Origin of the sequence: Lacrimispora sanguinis, assembly GCF_044987295.1 — a bacterium.
Classification (GTDB): domain Bacteria; phylum Bacillota; class Clostridia; order Lachnospirales; family Lachnospiraceae; genus Lacrimispora; species Lacrimispora celerecrescens_B.
In genome coordinates, this window is the sequence record NZ_CP173277.1 from 1,109,840 (window position 1) to 1,129,791 (window position 19,952).

The 19,952-nt window shown below is 44.1% G+C and carries 17 protein-coding genes and 1 other RNA gene; all 18 read right to left on the reverse strand.

Translation table 11 applies throughout. The annotated features are described in order from the left end of the window. Positions 1-3,054 (reverse strand): glycoside hydrolase family 2 TIM barrel-domain containing protein, encoded by a 3,054-nt coding sequence (locus ACHZES_RS05165; protein WP_395548884.1) that lies wholly within the window; start codon positions 3,052-3,054, stop codon positions 1-3. A 21-nt stretch (positions 3,055-3,075) separates the two neighbouring features. After that, the gene (locus ACHZES_RS05170; protein WP_395548883.1) at positions 3,076-4,125 is read right to left on the reverse strand and encodes a LacI family DNA-binding transcriptional regulator; all 1,050 of its coding nucleotides are present in this window, start codon (positions 4,123-4,125) and stop codon (positions 3,076-3,078) included. A 225-nt stretch (positions 4,126-4,350) separates the two neighbouring features. Then, positions 4,351-5,139 carry an RnfABCDGE type electron transport complex subunit B gene (locus ACHZES_RS05175; protein ID WP_395548882.1) on the reverse strand — a complete coding sequence of 263 codons (789 nt, stop codon included), beginning with the start codon at positions 5,137-5,139 and terminating at the stop codon, positions 4,351-4,353. Positions 5,140-5,154: 15 nt separating this feature from the next. Next, complete coding sequence (gene rsxA, locus ACHZES_RS05180) at positions 5,155-5,733, reverse strand: electron transport complex subunit RsxA (protein WP_025232597.1); 579 nt, start codon at positions 5,731-5,733, stop codon at positions 5,155-5,157. A 12-nt stretch (positions 5,734-5,745) separates the two neighbouring features. Next, complete coding sequence (gene rsxE / locus ACHZES_RS05185) at positions 5,746-6,540, reverse strand: electron transport complex subunit RsxE (protein WP_395548881.1); 795 nt, start codon at positions 6,538-6,540, stop codon at positions 5,746-5,748. An 11-nt stretch (positions 6,541-6,551) separates the two neighbouring features. Continuing rightward, positions 6,552-7,163, reverse strand: a complete 612-nt coding sequence (locus ACHZES_RS05190; protein ID WP_038282529.1) for an RnfABCDGE type electron transport complex subunit G — start codon at positions 7,161-7,163, stop codon at positions 6,552-6,554. Position 7,164: 1 nt separating this feature from the next. Further along, the gene (locus tag ACHZES_RS05195) at positions 7,165-8,088 is read right to left on the reverse strand and encodes an RnfABCDGE type electron transport complex subunit D (protein ID WP_038282531.1); all 924 of its coding nucleotides are present in this window, start codon (positions 8,086-8,088) and stop codon (positions 7,165-7,167) included. A gap of 10 nt (positions 8,089-8,098) precedes the next feature. Next, the gene (gene rsxC, locus ACHZES_RS05200; RefSeq protein ID WP_038282533.1) at positions 8,099-9,421 is read right to left on the reverse strand and encodes an electron transport complex subunit RsxC; all 1,323 of its coding nucleotides are present in this window, start codon (positions 9,419-9,421) and stop codon (positions 8,099-8,101) included. 520 nt (positions 9,422-9,941) lie between these two features. Then, positions 9,942-11,813, reverse strand: coding sequence for an ABC transporter ATP-binding protein (locus ACHZES_RS05205; RefSeq protein WP_395548880.1), 1,872 nt, complete (start codon positions 11,811-11,813; stop codon positions 9,942-9,944). Continuing rightward, the gene (locus ACHZES_RS05210) at positions 11,813-13,552 is read right to left on the reverse strand and encodes an ABC transporter ATP-binding protein (RefSeq protein WP_154524538.1); all 1,740 of its coding nucleotides are present in this window, start codon (positions 13,550-13,552) and stop codon (positions 11,813-11,815) included. Before ACHZES_RS05210 ends, ACHZES_RS05205 begins: the two co-directional genes overlap by 1 nt. Positions 13,553-13,556: 4 nt before the next feature. Beyond that, a complete protein-coding gene (locus ACHZES_RS05215; RefSeq protein ID WP_038282546.1) occupies positions 13,557-14,060 on the reverse strand; it encodes a MarR family winged helix-turn-helix transcriptional regulator in 504 nt (167 codons plus the stop codon). 151 nt (positions 14,061-14,211) lie between these two features. Continuing rightward, positions 14,212-14,835: a hypothetical protein gene (locus ACHZES_RS05220; RefSeq protein ID WP_038282549.1), complete on the reverse strand. Its 624-nt coding sequence runs from the start codon at positions 14,833-14,835 to the stop codon at positions 14,212-14,214. A 78-nt stretch (positions 14,836-14,913) separates the two neighbouring features. Beyond that, positions 14,914-15,192, reverse strand: coding sequence for a hypothetical protein (locus ACHZES_RS05225; RefSeq protein WP_395548879.1), 279 nt, complete (start codon positions 15,190-15,192; stop codon positions 14,914-14,916). Between the two features lie 211 nt (positions 15,193-15,403). Further along, positions 15,404-16,537: an anaerobic sulfatase maturase gene (locus tag ACHZES_RS05230; RefSeq protein ID WP_395548878.1), complete on the reverse strand. Its 1,134-nt coding sequence runs from the start codon at positions 16,535-16,537 to the stop codon at positions 15,404-15,406. Between the two features lie 263 nt (positions 16,538-16,800). Further along, the gene (locus ACHZES_RS05235; protein ID WP_154524546.1) at positions 16,801-16,992 is read right to left on the reverse strand and encodes a hypothetical protein; all 192 of its coding nucleotides are present in this window, start codon (positions 16,990-16,992) and stop codon (positions 16,801-16,803) included. A 159-nt stretch (positions 16,993-17,151) separates the two neighbouring features. Next, entirely contained in the window at positions 17,152-17,703 is a 552-nt protein-coding gene (locus tag ACHZES_RS05240; protein ID WP_395548877.1) for a hypothetical protein, read from the reverse strand. Positions 17,704-18,063: 360 nt separating this feature from the next. Continuing rightward, positions 18,064-18,406, reverse strand: a transfer-messenger RNA (tmRNA) gene (gene ssrA / locus ACHZES_RS05245). Between the two features lie 139 nt (positions 18,407-18,545). Then, positions 18,546-19,880, reverse strand: coding sequence for a H2O-forming NADH oxidase (nox, locus tag ACHZES_RS05250; RefSeq protein ID WP_395548876.1), 1,335 nt, complete (start codon positions 19,878-19,880; stop codon positions 18,546-18,548). Positions 19,881-19,952: the final 72 nt, after the last annotated feature.

Here is a 19,952-nt window from a genome sequence, read left to right on the forward strand (position 1 = left end):
TTATGATTCTCCTCCGGACAGTTTCCACACGAAATGGAATGGCTCAGGCTTTAAGCGGTCCTTTTCCAGGGCCTCCGCGCCCCAGCTGGCGCTTCCCAAACCGTTCTGTCCATAATCCACAGAAAGATACACCTCTTCCTCTCTTAGCAGTTCATTGGTATGGCTTGCCCTTGTAAGTTCCTCCTGGCTGTAGTGAAGGGCACTGAAGCCAAAGGGCACTTCTGATTTAAGACAAAGGGCCTCCCCATGACTGAATTTAGCCATGAGCCACTTCGTATCTTCTCTGTTTCCTGTTTCCTGAGGAACCACATATGGAAAATAGAAGTCATCCACAGACTTTTCAAAGATGCCCATTTTCCCCCCATCTTTACAGTCCGGGTAGGTCTCCCCTTCCCCTCTTCCGTACCATTTGACCTTTTCGCATTCTCCGGAAAGCAGAAAACGAAGGCCAATCCTTGGGAAACATTCCGGAAGTGTTCCCACGGGAGTTCCGGAAACCTCTATTTTTACAGTGCCATCAGGCGTTACCGTATACACAGACTTTACAAGTATCTTCCATTCCATAACAATAGGCGCATAGGTCTGATGGCAGGTGATCACCACCTGTTTCTCGTCCCCCTCCACTTCTACCCGGTCTACCACGCTGCACATATGGTTTACCATGTGTTCTTCCCACAGCGTCTTCATGTTTTTGTCATTATCCACCGGAGCTCTCCACAGGTTTAAGCCAAGTCCCTTTTCTATAAGGCTTTTTCCCTTTATGCGGTATCCGCAAAGGTTCCCCCGAACCCTGTCAAAAACGGCTTCAAACTGATCTCCTGAAACAATGACATGAATTCCTTCCTGTTTAAGCTTTAAAATGCCATCCCATACCTCTAATTCTTTTTCAGGACATCTTTCCTTAAGCATCTCCTGATGGAAAGCTACCTCTTCCTGGTCCTCTAAGGCCCAGAGTGGTTTTTCCCGGTAACAAAAACTTAGATCCAGCCAGATATCTTGTAACGTGTTTTTAAAGGCAGCTTGTTTCAGTCCTTCGATGCTCACTCTCTTTTCAGAATGAGGTCCGATTCCTTCCAGGGAAATCTCTGTCTCCATCAAGGTCTCCTCCCCTGACCAAACCCGGCATAAACATACCAGATGGTCCAGAGTCAGAAAATCATACCGGTTCTTTATTGAAATGCTTTCGCTCTCCAGACAGAAGTCTCCTGCTTTCACCGGTTCCAAAACTTTCTTAAGCTCCCGAAGGCCAGGAGTAGGAGTCCGGTCAGCCTGAATCAAACCGTCGCAGCAGAAAGCCCCGCTGTTGGGTTCATCGCCATAATCCCCACCATAGGTGATGTACCATTTCCCTGCTTCATCCTGCTTGCGGATCCCGTGGTCAATCCATTCCCAGACAAATCCGCCCTGGAGTCTTTTATATCTTTCAAAAATCTCCCAGTACTCCTTTAAGCCGCCCGGCCCGTTGCCCATGGCATGTGCATACTCGCAGACAACATGGGGCTTTTTCTTAGAAGTATCCCGTCCCAAAAGCTCTAATTGAGCGTGTCTTGTATACATGCTGCTGTACATATCAGCCACCGAAGCATCCCGGTCCTCCTCATAATGGATCAGGCGGTGGGTATCTCTCTCTCTGACCGCTCTTGCGGAAGCCACGAAATTTGATCCGAACCCGGATTCATTGCCAAGGGACCAGATGAGTATGCTTGAATGGTTTTTATCCCGATCCACCATGCGGACAGCCCGGTCCACATAGCTGGCTTCCCACAACACATCCTCGCTCAGCTTATCCATCTTTCCCTTTATGTACGCCATCTGGTTACATTCTAAATCTGCCTCCTCCATGACATAAAAGCCCATCTCGTCACAGAGAGTCAGAAAATCGGGATGACTTGGATAGTGAGCGGTCCGCACCGAATTGATGTTGTTTGCCTTCATCAGCCTTAAATCAGCTTTCATATCCTCTATGGTGATACATCTGCCCTTATCCTGGTTCCAATCATGGCGGTTTACACCTTTGAACTTAATGGGCTTGCCGTTTATAAGAATCAGCCCATCCTTTTGCTCCACATTCCGAAACCCGATCCGTTCCGGGTAATACTCTGCGGCCCCGTCCTCGGTTTTAAGGCTCATCATGACTTCGTAAAGCTCTGGTGTTTCAGCGGACCAGGCAAGGATTCCCGGAAGAATTCCTTCAAAGGCTGTCTTTGTCTCCCCTTCTTTTAAGGTAACCTTCTTTTCCTCCCGGAACAGGTACGCCCCTCCTTTATTAATACTTAAGGCGATTTCAGCCTCCACATCCCTGCCCTGATGATTGCTTACTGTGACCAGCCCGGAGAAAGCTCCATCTTTATTCTGATTAACAAGAAGAGCATCAAGCTTGTAGTCGGAGCAATGGATCTTTTCCCGTGAAACGATCCCAACATCCCGGATGATTCCCCCGAACCACCACATATCCTGATTTTCCAGATAGCTTCCGTCGCAGAATTTGTATACCTTTACCGCCAGAAGATTCTCTCCATCTAAAAGGGCCTCGGTTATGTCAAATTCCGCAGTCAGCCTTGGCCCCTGGCTGTAGCCGATGAATCTTCCGTTTAGCCATACGTGATAAGCGCTCTCCACTCCGTCAAACCGAAGCAGATATTCTCTGTCTTCCTCTTTTTCTAGAAAAAAGCTGTGGCGATAAGCTCCTGTAGGGTTATCCACCTGAATGGACGGTTCATCCAAAATGGGAAACAAAGAAATGGCGTCGTTATAATGAGGCTCTCCATAACCATTTAACTGCCAATGTCCCGGCACTGCCATCTTCCCCCAGCCTTCCCCAAAAAACTCCGGGTTCATGAAATTCTCCGGTACTTCCATAGGAGTCTCATAATATTCAAAATCCCAGTTTCCATTTAGCAGAAACCAGTTTCTGCTTTTTGACCGGTCATAAGTATGCGCTGTCTCTTCATCCTTAAATCCGCAGTAAAACGGTCTTGTCCCCAGACGGTTCCTCTCCAGCACATGCACATTGTTCCAGTCTTCCCTCCTGTAATCGAAGATCACCTTCTCCACGTTCATCCCTCCAACTCTTTTTTATTGCTCTTCTTCTGCCGTTTCTTTGCAGCTCTGTCTTAACACCAGCTTGTTTGGTGTCACCATTTTTACCCCTAAAAATCGCTTTGTTCCGATTCTTTCATCCAACAGCCTGGCAGACATGATCCCGATGAGATCGCTGTAAATATGGACCGAGGATAAAGGCGGTGTCAGAAATTCATCGTTTGGTATGTCATTACAGCTGATCACAGCCGTCTGTTCCGGAATCTTAATATTGAATTCCCTCATTGCTCGCAGGCTGCCGATGGCCATGGAATCGTTTTCCACAAATATCGCCCTGGGAAGCTTATTCTCCTCTATGGCCTGTTTCGTCAGGCGGTACCCTGATTCTGCAATGGAGGTGGGGCCCAGGAATACGTAATCCGGCTGATACAGCCCTGCACTCTCTAAAATATACCGGAAATAAACGTATCTGGTGTCCAGGATGTTCTTATCTCTCACCCAGACTCCTTCTGACCCGATGTAACCAATGGTGGAATATCCCAGCTTCATGAAATGCTCCAGAGCCTTTTCCATAACGCCCTTAAAATCGTTTACAACACAGTCAAATTCCAGTTCGTCATCCTTTGGGTTAAAATCCGCCATGACCACGGGAAGCTTTGAACCAATGACCGCCTGACGAAATTCCTCCTCACCGTACCAGCCTCCGGAATGCCCGATTACGATCAGTCCTGCGTAATCTCCCAGTCCGGAAAGCAATTCCTCCTTAAGCGGAAGGAAAAACTCCTTTACTTCGTAACCGAAAGCCTGAGCCTCTTCCTTTGCGTTTACCCGAATGGTCAGGTAATAAGAATCCGTAATCTCATCAAATTCGCTGTACAGCATGACCATGGCCACGCTTCCCTTTTCCTCTGCCGCAATTCTGCCAAGAGCAGATGCTCCGGACTTGTACTGAAGTGCCTCGGCAGCCTTAAGGATCTTAAGCTTTGTCTCTTCTGATATGGAAAATGTCTCATCCTGATTCAACACTCTGGATACAGACGCAATGGAAACTCCTGCAAGGTTTGCAATACTCTTTAATGTAGCCATTTTTTCCTCCTTGGTAAAAGTTTTAGTAAAAACTTTTACTTGATTGGTTTCAATATACTTAATATACTATAATTTGTCAACAGTTTTTTAGTAAATTCTTAGCCTTTTTTATTCATTATGCTATGTATTTCACCTTATTTTTAGTAAAATAGTTTTACTACTTGTTATTTTACAACGAAAAAAGGGGTTCGATCCTCTTCTAAAAGATCGAACTCCCTTTTTATTTTACTGAATTATCTTTACAGGACATTTTGCAGCACATTTACCGCAATTGGTGCATTTCTCATAATCGATCACTGCAACATTGTTATCCATGTGAATGGCATCGAATTCGCACTGCTTTGTACACAGCATACAACCAATACAGCCAACTTCACATTTAGCCTTAACATCTTTGCCTTTGTCATGGGAATTACACTGAACCAGATGCTTTGACTTGTATGGAACCAGGTCAATTAAATGGTTCGGGCAGGAGGAAACACATTTGCCGCAGGCCACGCATTTCTCCTTATCCACCACTGCAATTCCGTCAACCACATGAATGGCATCAAATTCACAGGCCTTTACGCAAGAGCCGTATCCCATACAGCCATAGACACAGGCCTTATCACCGGAGCCAGGAACCACCGAAGCCATCCGGCAGTCATCAATTCCGTAATAATTGTACTGAACCTTTGTCTTATCGCAGGTTCCTTTACATTTTACAAATGCAACCTTCTTATCCGCAGAACCGGCCGCAACTCCCATGATTTCGCCGATCTTCTCAGCGACTGTCGGGCCGCCTACCGGACAGGCGGAAACAGCTGCCTGGCCTAATGCAATGGCCTTAGCCAGCGCATCACAGCCTGCATATCCGCAGCCGCCGCAGTTGTTACCTGGAAGCTCGTTTCGGACAAGGATTTCTTTTTCATCAACTTCTACTTTAAACTTTTCGCTGGCAATACCCAGGAACACACCGATTAAAATTCCGATGATGCCCACAACGGCTGCCGCAAATATAATACCTGTTACCATTCTTTCGTCTCCTCCTTATTTAATTAATCCGGAAAATCCGAAAAATGCGATTGCCATCAGGCCGGAGGTAATGAGGACAATGGGTGACCCCTTAAAGGAATAGGGGACATCATTGTTTTCGATTCTCTCGCGGACACCTGCCAGCATAACAATGGCAATGGTAAAGCCTACGGAAATACCCACACCGTTGATAACACTTTCCAGAATGTTATATCCCTTCTGCACGTTGGTCAGGGCAACGCCCAGTACCGCACAGTTGGTTGTGATCAAAGGAAGATACACACCCAGAGCCTCATAAAGAGCGGGCATGGATTTCTTCAAAAACATTTCTACAAACTGTACCAGAGCTGCAATAACCAGAATAAATACAATGGTCTGTAAGAACTCCAGATGAAGTCCCACTAAAATCCCCTTATAAATAACACTGGTTGCAAATGCTGCAATGGTAATTACGAAAATAACGGCTGCGCCCATACCGGCAGAGGTCTTCACATTTTTGGAAACTCCAAGGAATGGACATAGGCCAAGGAACTGGCTGAGCACTACGTTGTTGACCAATGCGGAGCCAATGGCTATCAGTAATAATTCTTTCATCTATCCATCCTCCTATTCTTCTTTCCTGGAAGCTGCGGTTTTGGCTTCCGCTTCTTTTTTGGCTGCCTGTGCCTTCTTAGTTGCCAATGCTTCCTCTTCCATCTGCTTCTTCCTGGTCTGAAGAACCTCGTGATTGGACATGCAGGAGGAACCGGTACAGGAAGCACAGTTGCCGCCACATGCTAACTTGGAAGGAGGAACAGAACCGTTGGTAGCAGAAGGTGCTTTAAACTTATTCTGAAGTGCCGTTAAAACAGAGAGCACGAAGAATGCACCCGGAGCAAGGACGAAAATGGAAATGTGAAATTCCTCCGGAATAATGGTGTATCCAAATACAGCGCCAGAACCTAACAGCTCACGGACAAGTCCGATACAGGTAAGAGCGATGGTAAATCCAAGTCCCATACCGATTCCGTCAAAGGTCGATTCCATGACACCATTCTTGGAAGCATAGGATTCTGCACGGCCTAAAATAATACAGTTTACCACGATAAGGGGAATGTAAATTCCCAGTGCAGAATAAAGGCTAGGTACATAGGCCTGTAAAAGAAGCTGCACAATCGTAACCAAAGTCGCAACGACAACGATATAGGCCGGAATTCTCACCCGGTCCGGAATGATATTACGAAGGGCAGATATAAGCATATTGGAAAATAGAAGTACCACGGTCGTGGAAAGTCCCATGCCCACACCATTCACCGCTGAAGTGGTAACAGCCAGAGTCGGGCACATGCCAAGCATCAGGATGAAGGTCGGGTTTTCTTTTACAATACCGTTATATAAACGTTCCATACATTTGTTATTCATCTTCCCACCTCCTAACGGTCAATACTGTGCACGTAATACAATGCGGCATTGACTGCATTGGTTACTGCGCTTGATGTAATGGTTGCACCGCTGATGGCATTGATCTCTCCATCACCGGCATTACCGGATTTTGTAACGGTAAGGGATTCCTTGTTTTTTCCAGCATACTGATCCTTAAATGCCGGTTCCTTTGCCTTTAAGCCCAGACCCGGGGTATCGCTGATCTCCAGAAATTCTATGCCGTTAATGGTTCCATCTTCTTTGATACCAACGGATATCTTTACGACTCCGCTGTAGCTGTCACCGGAATAGGAAGTAATCACATAACCCAGGGCAGTCCCGCTTGCGTCCACTGCCTGAAATGCATTTTCCACACCAACTTTTCCAAAATTCTGGGAAAGCAGTTCTGTATTGCAGGATTCCACTGCCGCTTCCATCTTATCATCCGATGTAAATTCGGCCGCTTCCGGAAATACTTTCTTATATGCCGCCATATTGGCTGCTTCAGTTGCCTTTTCAATGGGATCCTTTGTAATCTGATAAGCGCCGCCCAGCAAAAAACCGGAAATCAGAGTGATCACAAATAAAATCAATGCGTCCTTCATAAATCCGCCGTTTTTCATCTTACTTTCCCTCCTTTCCAAATGCTACCGGAATAGAGATCTTCTCAATCAGAGGCACCAGAATGTTACTGATGATGATGGCATAGGATACGCCTTCTGCCGAACCTCCGAAAAGACGGAATAATCCGGTCAGCACGCCTAAAAGAATGCCGAAAAGGATCTGTCCCTTTGGTGTGATGGGGCTGGTCACATAATCGGTAGCCATGAAGAATGCACCGAAGATCAGGCCGCCGCCGCATAAATGAGTCAGCACATACGTAAGATCATGCTGTCCGAAAATAAATACGAATACCGCAAAGGTAATTAAATAGGCTGCCGGAATCGTGATGGAAATCACTTTTCTGAACAAAAGGTAAGCTGCACCCACGAGCAGGGCAATCACTGATACCTCACCAATGGTTCCTGAAATTTTTCCAATAAACATGGATGTTAAATTAACTGCTTCTCCTGCCTTTAATGCAGCAAGAGGAGTCGGGCCTGCAACTGCGTCACTATATGTAAAATCAGTCATCTTGCCTGCAAAAGAAATAAGCAGGAAGCATCTTGCCGCCAGGGCCGGGTTCATAAAGTTCTGTCCCAGACCGCCGTAAAGCATCTTTACTACGATAATGGCGAATACACCGCCCAGAAACGGAATCCATAAGGGAATAGCCGGCGGCATGTTAAGGCCTAGGATCATTCCGGTCACCAGAGCACTTCCATCGCTCACGGTAATGGGTTTTCCCATAAGGGATTCAAATACATATTCACTAAGAACACAGGATAATACACTGATCAGCAAAATCAGTGCCGCTTTCACCCCAAACTGATATACACCATACGCAGACGCAGGAATCATGGCAATGGCAACATCCAACATAATATTCTGTGTTGTAACCTGATCCCTGACATGAGGTGATGATGATACGTTTAACAATTTACTCATGCTTCTCCTCCTACGCTTTCTTTCTGCTTGCCGCAACTTCTTTGCGCATTTCTTTAAATGCCTGGGTAAGAGGTCTTCTGGCCGGGCAGATGTATGCACAGCAGCCGCATTCGCAGCATTCCATGCCATTTAATTTTACAAACCGTTCCATGTCAGACCGTTCCGCCGCATCCATAATCATCTGAGGAACAATGTTGCCCGGACATACCTTTACGCATCTTCCGCAGCGAATACAGGCGCTGGGTGCATTACCTGCCACCTCGTCATTTGTCATGCAGGTAAGGGCAGAGGATGTCTTTGTAACGGGAATATTAAAGTTAAACAAAGCCTGCCCCATCATAGGGCCTCCGGAAATCACCTTTTCCGGTTCTGTCTTAAAGCCGCCGGAAGCCTCTATAAGCTCGCTATAGTTGGTCCCGATCCGAACATTATAATTCTGTGGATTTGTGATCGCATCTCCGGTCACCGTAATGATACGGCGAATCAGTGGAATACCTTTTGCAACCGCATTATAAATAGAAATTACCGTATCCACATTGTCTACCATACAGCCTGCATCTGCCGGGAGCATGGTGGAGTTGATCTTTCTTCCTGTTATGGCATAAATCAGAGTACGCTCGCCGCCCTGTGGATATTTGGTTTGTAACGGACAGACAGTGATCCTTGGCTCATCCTTTACAAGCTCAGTCATCAGCTTGATCGCTTCCGGTTTGTTGCTCTCAATGCCGATCACACCCTTCGCATTGTCAAACAGCTGAAGGATTATATTTAGCCCTTTTATGATACTTTCCGGCTCTTCTAACATCATCCGGTAATCAGAAGTTAAGTACGGCTCACATTCCGCACCGTTGACAATGATCGTATCGATTTTTGACTCATCTTTTGGCGTCAGCTTCACATGAGTAGGAAATCCGGCACCGCCAAGACCTACCACCCCTGCTTCTTTTACAATAGTTCTGATCTCTTCCTTAGATAATGTCTTCGGATCACGCTCTTTGCCAAATCCTTCCACCGTCTGATACTTCCCGTCGTTTTCAATGATAACAGACGGAACCATAGAGCCGTTTGCAACCATTCTTGGTTCAATGGTTTTTACCGTTCCTGAAACAGAGCTGATCACACATGCAGAAATAAAGCCTCCCGGCTCCCCGATTTTCTGTCCAACCAGCACCTGATCTCCTGCCGCCACCAATGGTTTTGCCGGCGCACCGATATGCTGGGATAAGGGGAATACCATCTCGCCTTTTGGCTGCAGCACTTGTACAGGTTTATTTTCCGACAGTTCTTTTCCTTCATTAGGATGAATGCCGCCTTTAAATGTAGCCAGACCCATTTAACTAACCCTCTTTCTCTACAATTCTTTATCTCTCCTAGCAAAATTTCAGCATTTTGCCACCTGAAACAGTATAACATAATTTAGTAACCGAAACAATGCATAAATACATATTGTATACTGTGTTTTATATACAATACTTTTCAATTATCAGGGATAAAACCTGGTAAAAGGCCCTGGTTATACGTTAATTAAATAACAATCTTATTGAAGTTACCGCTATTATGTTTTTATAAAAATACATTTAATTCGAATATTTTTTTATTATTCCAGATTATCAGCCTTTTTTTGACAATGTTTTTCATTCTATACAAGATTCTTCGTTAAATTTTTGCTAAATTTTCATAACTTGAGTCGGTTTACCCCCTGTTTTTATGAAGTTATATTATGGTTTCCCATCATCATATATTAGAATTTTTAATAAATAAAGAGGAGCATTGTAATAACAAAATCAGGATTGACTCCGTGACTGTTGTTTTTTCCAATGCTCCCCTTGGGGTATGCAAGCCGGGGTTTTTGTTTAATCCAGTTCCACTGCCCCGGTATAAAGCTGATAATATCTGCCTTTTTGTTCCAGAAGATCCTCATGATCTCCCCGTTCAATGATCTCCCCGTTTTCCAAAACCATAATAGCATTGGCATTACGCACCGTTGACAGGCGGTGGGCGATCACAAACGTAGTCCGGTCCGCCATAAGGCGGTCCATGCCACGTTCAATATGCTTTTCTGTTCTGGTATCCACGGAGCTGGTCGCTTCATCAAGTATCAGGACCGGTGCCTTTGAAATCGCTGCCCTGGCAATGTTTAAAAGCTGTCTTTGCCCCTGGCTTAAGTTGGCCCCGTCGCCTTCTAACAGCGTATCAAAGCCGGCAGGCAGCCTCATGATAAAGGAATACGCAGAAGCTGTTTTCGCTGCCTGGATTACCTCTTCATCCGTTGCATCAAGCCTTCCGTAACGGATGTTTTCCATTACGGTTCCTGTAAACAAATGAGTATCCTGAAGGACCATTGCAATATTATGGCGTAAGTTTTCCCTCTTAATGTGACGGATATCGACTCCGTCAATGGTAATTTCACCTCCCTGAATATCGTAGAAACGGTTCAGAAGATTTGTAATCGTAGTTTTTCCTGCTCCGGTAGAACCCACAAAAGCGATCTTCTGCCCGGGTTTTGCATAAAGATTTAAATCCTTTAAAATCACTTTGCCTGGATCATAGCCAAAGGTCACATGCTTTAATTCCACATATCCATTCATTGGATTCAGCTCTGCCGCATCTTCGTCATCTGCAGGCTCCGGCTCCTCATCCATAACAGCAAATACCCGTTCTGCTCCTGCAAGGGCGGAGAATACATTAGTTACCTGCATGGACATCTCGTTGATCGGACGGCCGAACTGCCTGGAAAAGCTTAAGAATACGGTCAGTCCGCCCACATCAAAGCCACGGAGCACACAGAGAAGACCTCCGATGCACGCCGTCAGGATGTAGTTCAGCTGGCTTAAATTTCCCATGACCGGCATCATCACGCCTCCGAAAAACTGAGCATGGATCATGTTATTCCTTAGATCCTCATTGAGAATTTCAAATTCTTCTTCTGCCACATCTTCATGGCAGAACACCTTAACCACCTTCTGGCCGCTGATAATTTCTTCAATATATCCGTTTACAGCGCCAAGGGAGCTTTGCTGTGCTGAGAAAAACTTCTGGCTTCTTGACGCTACAAAGCCGCCAACCCTCATCATAACAGGAATCATGATTACGGTCACCAGAGTCAGCCAGATATTTGTATAGATCATAAGCACCAGGGTACCGATAATGCTTAATGCTCCGGTAAAAAGCTGAACCAGGGTACTGCTTAGCATCTGGCCGATGGTATCCACATCATTGCTGAACCGGCTCATTAAATCACCGGTGTTATTGGTATCATAAAACCGTACCGGCAGGGTCTGAATCTTGCTGAACAAATCATCTCTGATCTTTTGGAGTGCATTTTGCGCAACCGTCAGCATGATTCTGGATTGGGCATAGTTAGCAATCAAACCGATGAGAAAAACGGCTGCCATTGCCACAAGACCTTTTGCAAGACCTGACACACTCCCCAGCCCGCCTCCGGGAGGTGCGATATATTGATTTATGATTGGCCTTAACATATAAGAACCGGCTAAGGTCGCAAGGGTACCGACAATAACGCAGACAAACGCCGCTCCCATAAGAAGCTTATATTCATTTAAATAAGACATAAGGCGCCGGATGGTTGCTTTCGCATTTTTGGGAAGGCCGCCCTTTATCTGCCGGGCACCTCCATGCCCACCCATGGGACCACGGTTTTTAGCTGGCTGGGAAGACCGTCCATAACGCTTTTTTAAGCTGTTTATTTTCTTCTGTTTATCCATTATGCACCTGCCTCTTTATCCACATCTCTCTGGGAATAGTAGATTTCCTGATAAGCCTCGCAGGATTCCAGCAATTCTTCATGGGATCCCATACCTACGATCTGTCCGTCATCAAGCACGATGATCTTATCCGCGCTCTCCACGGATCCGATCCGCTGGGCGATGATGAATTTGGTGGTATCTTTTAGGGTCGTCTGAAAGCACTGGCGGATGCGCGCTTCGGTTGCCGTATCCACAGCAGAGGTGCTGTCATCTAAAATCAGTATTTTCGGTTTCTTTAAAAGAGCCCTGGCAATACAAAGTCTTTGCTTCTGGCCGCCAGATACATTCGATCCTCCCTGGCCCAGATCTGTGTCATATCCGTCTTTAAAATTTGTAACAAAACCATCGGCCTGAGCGCTTTCCGCCATAAGGATTACTTCTTCCATGGTGGCATTCTCATCTCCCCAGCGGAGATTTTCTTCAATGGTTCCTGAAAAAAGGACATTCTTCTGTAAAACCATTCCAACGCCTTCCCGTAGGTTTCTAATGGAATAATCTCTTACGTCAATGCCATCCACCAGTACTTGTCCTTCATCCGCATCGTAAAGACGGGGAATCATCTGCACGAGTGAGGTCTTTCCGCTTCCTGTGGAACCGATGATTCCAATGGTTTCTCCAGGCTCCGCAGTAAAATCAATGTGTTTTAAGACCATTTCATCCATTCCTTTTACATACTGGAAGGAAACATTCCGAAATTCTACTTTGCCGCTTGTAACCTGGGCTGATTTTTCAGAAGCATGATCATCGGTCAAATCAATCTCTGTATCCAGGACCTCTCTGACACGTCTTAAAGAAGCCATAGCTCTTGAAGCCTGCAAAAATACCATGGACAGCAGCATTAAGGACATGAGGATCTGGACGATATAAGTGGTAAACGCAGTCAGATCACCTACAGGCATCTTTCCTGCAATAATAAGATTTCCTCCATACCACACCACTGCGAGAGTCGTAACATTCATGGCAAGCATCATCACAGGCATACTGACTACGACAATCTTCATGGCATCAAGGCTGCCTTCCTTTAGATCCCGGTTTGTGGCTTGAAATTTCTTTTCCTCAAAATCTTCCCTGACAAAGGACTTAATGACGCGCACATTCGTTAAAGCTTCCTGCACGCCGGAGTTTAAACGGTCAATCTTCTTCTGCATTGCCTCAAACCGGGGAAATGCCGCGATTAATATGATAACGATGGCCAAGATCAGCAATGGAATCACTACCAAAAGTATCACCATCAGCTGCCGGTTCATGAGATAGGCCATAATAAGACCGCCGATCAACAGGCCCGGAGCCCGAAACAGCAAACGCAGACTCATCATTACTACATTTTGAATCTGCTGGATATCATTGGTCAGCCTGGTAACCAATGACCCTGTGCTGAAATCATCAATATTCTTAAAAGAAAACTGCTGGACTTTATGAAACACATCTTTTCTCAAATCTGTACTAAAGCAAATGGATGCTTTGGATGAAAAATAGGATGCTCCGATTCCTCCCGCTGCCATGACAACGGCGATGGCAACCATTTTGCCTCCCATTCCTAAAATGTATCCCACATCTTTTGTGGCAACTCCGTTGTTAATGATCAAGGACGTCATTCTGGGAAGCATAATCTCGCCAAATACTTCCGTCAGCATTAAGAGGGGCGCCAGTATAAAGGCTCCCAAATACGGCCTGATATATTTCCAATATCGTTTCAAGTTATTAATCCTCTCTTTCTGTAATGTCCCTTTCTAAAGGAATCTGAGATAAATTATCATAAATGCGGTCCAGGTATTGCCTCATGGCAGCCAAATCTTCCGCTGAAAAATCACGGAACATCCGCTCTTCAACATTATGAAAAAATTCCCGGCTATGCTCTACCGTATGCTTTCCCTTCTCTGTCAGGCAAAGCTTATTCATCCGGTTATCCTCCTGATCCACGGCCCGGGTGATATACCCACCTTTTTCCAGCTTTTTTACCGATACCGCTATGGTGGCTGTGGACACATAAAGGCGTTCAGCAATCTCCTTCTGGGATATATTAGAATGGTCGGAAAGCATCATAAGAATCTGATGCTGGCTGCGGTATACCCCTGTCTCCTTCAGACGATCTTCCAAAATGCAACGATGCATCTTCATGATTCTCATATATCTTACCATCACGCCATGGGCCGGTGAAAAATCCCCCTTAAGTCCCTTATCATGGAATGGGCACGTTGGTTTCATTTGCAAATATTCCCCTTTCTGTTAGCCTCCTAACAATTAGCTAATTAACTATGTAGCAGTATATCACCATTTTTTCCGGTTTGCAACCCGGAAAATTTTGAAAATTTTGTGAATTTTCTAAATAGCATAACCTATTTTTAGGCTTTCATTCCTATACCCGTTCGATACCCCTGGGAATCTCCATGGCATTGGACAGTTTAATCATCTGATTGCCCAACTCTAAGTACTCCCTGCTGTTCATGTCCTTGATTGGCCTTTGCTTTTCATATAATTCATGCATTTTCCCGTTCTTTATGGAAAAGCTTTCCGGTGTATGATACTGTAATTCAAAAATCTGGCCGTAAGGCGAATATAAGGTGGTGTTGATCCCCTTATAAGGACTCTGCCTGTCAAGCCAGTAATTTTTAATTTCAACCGTATGAAAGCCTGCTTTCCAATAAAGCTCCATGGCTATTAAAACCTTTTCCGCAAGCTCTTCTGCAGGAGCTGTGTAGGTATATCTCAATATATCCTTGACCTCGTACCCCTGGCAGCCAGGGTTGTATTTTCTTTGCATTTTTTCCAAATAAGAATCTCTGGATTTTATGCGGTTTTCCACACCTGCCATATCCATTCCTGCCCGCCCTGCTATTGACCTGACTTGCCTTGTAATTTTAGGTTCACACACCGCAGCCCTGATGTAACAGGACATTCCTTTTATCTGAGGCCTGATAACCCCATGATTATACTGCTTTTCTACGGTCAGGCGGTTCCGCCACATTTTCTCCCCGCGCATTGTACCAAATTCCTTTTACATTTTTATCATATCTTTCAGTATATGCACCATTTCCGGAAATTGTGTCTGTAACATTGCCTAATCGGTAAAAATTATCCTGCATCCGAATGTAAAAGCGGAGGCCTGAATTCTATGCAGGCCCCCGCTTCTATAATCTCTATTCAAAAAAATCTTCATTAAAATCACGGTCACGATCACGGTCACGGTCACGATCGCAATCACGATCACGATCACGGTCACGGTCACGCCGACAGCAGTGGCACCGCGGATCATTACAACCTGCCCTAAATCCTGCGCAGAATGCTCTTCTTCTTTCTTCCTCACATTCGTCACGATCACGCTCATCATCACAATCACGATCGCGGAAATTACGGCATCTGCAGCATCTACAGCATCTGCAGTTACATCCAAAGTTATTTCTGCAGCCTCCAAAAAAGCAACACATATTTCACACCTCTCCCTTTTTTAATTGTACTATATTATATGGGACATATAGACAAGATGTGAAAACCGCCGGTTTCCTGACTTTACTCTGCTCCTGCGGCCGTATATAGCGATGGAAATTCCCTTACCGATTCCTCAGTTGTGACTGCATCAGCTGCCTGGCAATCTCTTCCATTCTTGAATGGGTTTTCTCAAAAAAGTACTTATAAGATGAACAGAAATAATTCTGACCAAGATGGCCGGCCTCATCTATTTGACGGTTCCTGCGGCATCCGCCACGACATAGGTATGCGTATTTACAGGTCTTGCACTCTTCTGGTCTATTTAGGGAGGCCTCTACAAACCCACTCTCCAATCCCCTGTTTCCCATCTCCTCAATAGAATCTACCAGGAAATTTCCAATTTTATACTCATCCATTACATAAAAATCACAGGGGTAAACAGATCCATCCGCTTCTATTACATGCTGGATGCTGCAGCACCCCTTCATATCACATGCCTCCGGGGGATATCCCATCAAAAGACTGATATAATTTTCAAACTGACGAATGTATGGCTGCTCTCCCTTACATAAATCCAAATACCAAAGATCAAACAGATTTACAAGAAATTCTCCATAAACCTCCGGAGTCAGAGAATACTCCCGACTACCCTTAGGCTCTCCTAATGGATCAAGACAAGCGATATACTGCTGATATCTCCAGTTGTTTTTCTTATAAAATTCATATATTCGAGTAATCCGCTCCGCTGTTCTTCGATTTACAACCGTCAGGATATTATAATCTACCCCTTTTTTGTCAAACATCTCTAGGGTCTTCATAATCTTACCAAAGGAACCTTTGCCCGCTGAATTCTCCCTGTAGGCGTCATGAGTATATTTAATCCCATCCAGGGATACTCCTACCAGGAAATTATTTGCAGCAAAAAACTCTGCCCATTCTTCACCCAGCTGGTAACCATTGGTCTGAATCGAATTCATGACTTTTACATTACGTATATTATACTTCTGCTCAAATTCAAGCAGCTTTTTATAAAAGTCAAGACCCACCAAAGTGGGTTCTCCTCCCTGGAATATAAAATCACACTGTTGCTCACTATAAGCCAGTGTTTTCTTAACGATCTCCTCCAGGGTATCCAAAGACATAAATCCGTAATTTTGCTTTTCCCGGTTCTGCATTTCGTCATGATAAAAACAATATTTGCATCTTAAATTACAACTTCCGGAAGCTGGTTTAATCAGTAACTGTATTGGTGGCATACCTTTATCTCCTCACATAACTATGTTTCGTATTCTTGTTTCAGCCAGGATTACCATGCGGCAGTTGGACTTCCAGTGGCTCAGTACGGCCATATAATTATCTTTGTCCAGATTTCTTTATTATACATGACTCTATACAGAAAGTGAATTACTATTTAGCGCTTACCCGATCCATCGCAGTCCTTTATCGTGCAATCCTTTAGGGCAACAAAAAACTACCAGCTAGATATTAATAGCCGGTAGTTCGTCTTAAATTGCTCTTATTAGAAGAATAACAACCACCAAAATGGAAATCTTGAGTCAAAATCATGTCTCCTATCGAATTCTTCTCTTCGTTCAGATTCTTGCCTTCTGTCAAATTCCATTCTTCTATCGAATTCTTCACGCATACCTCTTCTGTCGAAACCTCTTCCGCCTACGCTTCTGCCGCCTACGCCTCTTCCATCAGAGCCCATTCTGGGATCACCTTGAGAACAATCCATATAAATATTCCTGTTTCTATAATTTTATATTGCTAATGTATGCAAAATTAAATTGATGTGACACCCTATACTAGCTATAAATTTCAATTTTCTTAAATATTTTTTTTGTGGGCTCAATTTTGAAGCTTCGCACTATAATTCAAATAGCACTTTTATTTTTTGAGCAACAATGTCAGGTGATATATTTGAATTATCAATTTTAATGTAATTATCAAATGGTATTTCCCCGTCATTACTTACTAAACGGTATCTTTCATCATCAACTATTAATCTTTGATTGGAAATAATAATATCTCGTTTTGATGCCTTATTGCGCAATCTATTTTCAGTAGTATTTCTTTCCAAACGCACTTCTCTTGAAGCGACAAGTTCAACATAGTAAAATTCCGTTTCGTATGGTCTGAATATATCTTTGACGTGCTCAATATAATCCCAATCGGACTTCTGGTCAAATGCCCACATATATGTAAAAATAAGTCCATAATTATTTGATGCTGCATATTCTTCAAATACCACTTCTCTTAAACGGGAAATTATTTTCCCATTGTAGGAGCCAAAAATTTCAATTACCGGCTCAATTGTCATATGATTATGGAACAAACGTAAGTCTGTAATTTTCATCAATTCCTGTCCAACTGTCATTTTTCCTACGGACGCATTTCCAATTAAAAACACAACTTTCATAAAATCATTCTCCCCACATAATATAAAAAATCTATAAATAGAATACCATCCTGCCTACCAACTATCAATAGCAAGGTTTCGGGCTAAGCAAAACCAAAATAAGTAGCAACTTTGTGCTTTTATCATAACTTTATACGGTTCAACGTTACGCTTACTTGTTTGCCCGGAACGATTAGGACCTATTCAGATAGAGACAATTACATTCTAAGTGTGATAATTTATAGAAGCTTGACGACGGTATGATAAATAATTTTCAGCCGTCATTTTCTTGATTGAACAAAATACAGAACGAAATAACCCGATACATAAAGAAATGGCGTAGCTTTATGCGCTACGCCATACTTCGTTCAAAAACTTTTTAAGTGGAGCAGACGGGAGTTGAACCCGTGTCCAAAAACCAATTCCCTGTTCTTCTACTATCATAGTTAGTTTATTGACATTCCCTCCACCGCCCGGGAACTAACACCCTGACAGCTTCAGTAGCTTCATAATACGACCGCATGCTCAAAGCTTTGCATACGTCGTTTCTCACATCGTCGATGCCGGGATCTTAAAGTGTGAGTGCCTTAAGGCCGACAAGCTGCATTAAGCAGCTAATGCTAATTCGTTATTGTTAGCGTTTATATTTAGGTTTGCCATTTAACGCATCGCATGCGGATAGCTTCACCAGCTGCATAGCCCCTGTCGAAACCAGTACTGCCCCTGACTGGTACTCTTCTGGAGAGCATTCTCATACTAACATGAAAGAAATCAATTGTCAAGACCTGTGCAATTCCTGCTGCGATTACCTTGTGGCAACACTGCCTGAAGATTCACCTTATTCCTTTTTTTGGTTAAAAAAATTATTTTGCCTGCAAAGCAGCCATTGTAAAATAGTTATAGGGCTGATTAAAATGTGGCAGGAAGAAGATGTCCGTCAGCTTTAACCGGTCAATGGTTACCTGCTCCTGGATCGCAAGGGAGAACATGTGGATCGCCATGGAAATATCATATTCTGAACATAATTGTGCTCCCAAAACGATGCGGGTTTTCTTATCGTATACGATCCTGATTTTTACCTTGTAATTGTCATGTTCAATAAAGGCCGGTTTTTGAGTATCCTCATAATCCACCGCCGCTGCGTCATATCCCAGCTTTTTGGCTTTTGCATAGCTGATCCCTGTAGAAACCATTTTCAGATTCCAGATGCAGATTCCATTGGATCCCTGAACGCCAATGGATTCCAGAGGTGTTCCGCATACGTTATGAGCTGCCACGATTCCGGACCGCACGGCATTGGTTGCCAGAGCAATGTAGTTTGTCTTTTGGATGGAGTTGTCAAAAACAGTTGCACAATCGCCGATGGCATATACATCCGGCCGGCTGGTCTGCTGCTGCTTGTCAACGAGAAACGCCCCGTTACAGAACAGTTCAAGATCATCCTTGCCTAACCGGTTGTTAGGTTTAAAACCGATTCCCAGTACTACCATATCAGCATGGTATTCATTTTTGTCAGTGACCACTTTTTCCACTTTGCCGTTACCTTCAAGCTTAGTCACGATTTCATTATAAACCAGTTTAATGCCATGGCTTGATAAGTTTTCGGACATGATATCGGAAAACTCCTGATCATAATAGCTTGACAGACAGGTGTGCATATTGTCGATTAAGGTGACATTCTTTCCAACACGGCGAAATGCTTCCGCCAGTTCAACGCCGATGTACCCTGCCCCTACAACCACGATATCTTTCAAGGCATCGTTATGCAGCTTGTCAATGACATCTTTCGCATTCTGAAATAATTTCACAAATTGAACGTTGTCCAGTTCTTTTCCTTCAATATTAGGAGAAATAGGAAGAGAACCGGTTGCAAGGATCAGCTTATCGTATTCCTGCTGGTATCTCTGGCCATACTTTCCCTCTGCAAAAACAATCTTTTTATCATAATCAATGCGCTCTACTCTTGTTTCCATGTAGACCTTTGCGCCCTTTTTTTCAAAAATATCTTTGCTGCAATAAAACAGGCCTTCGGATGAATGAATCTGCTCGCCGATCCAAAGAGCCATGCCGCAGCCTAAAAAACTGATATTATCATTGGAATCAAATATAACAACTTTGTTGTCTTTATAATTATCTAAGATTGTGTTGATAGCTGCCGTACCGGCATGGTTTGCTCCAATTACCACAATACGTTCCATAAATAGCCTCCTAAAGAATTGTTTTTCTTGATTATATCACATCGTTAAAACAAAAACAATTATTATTATTGA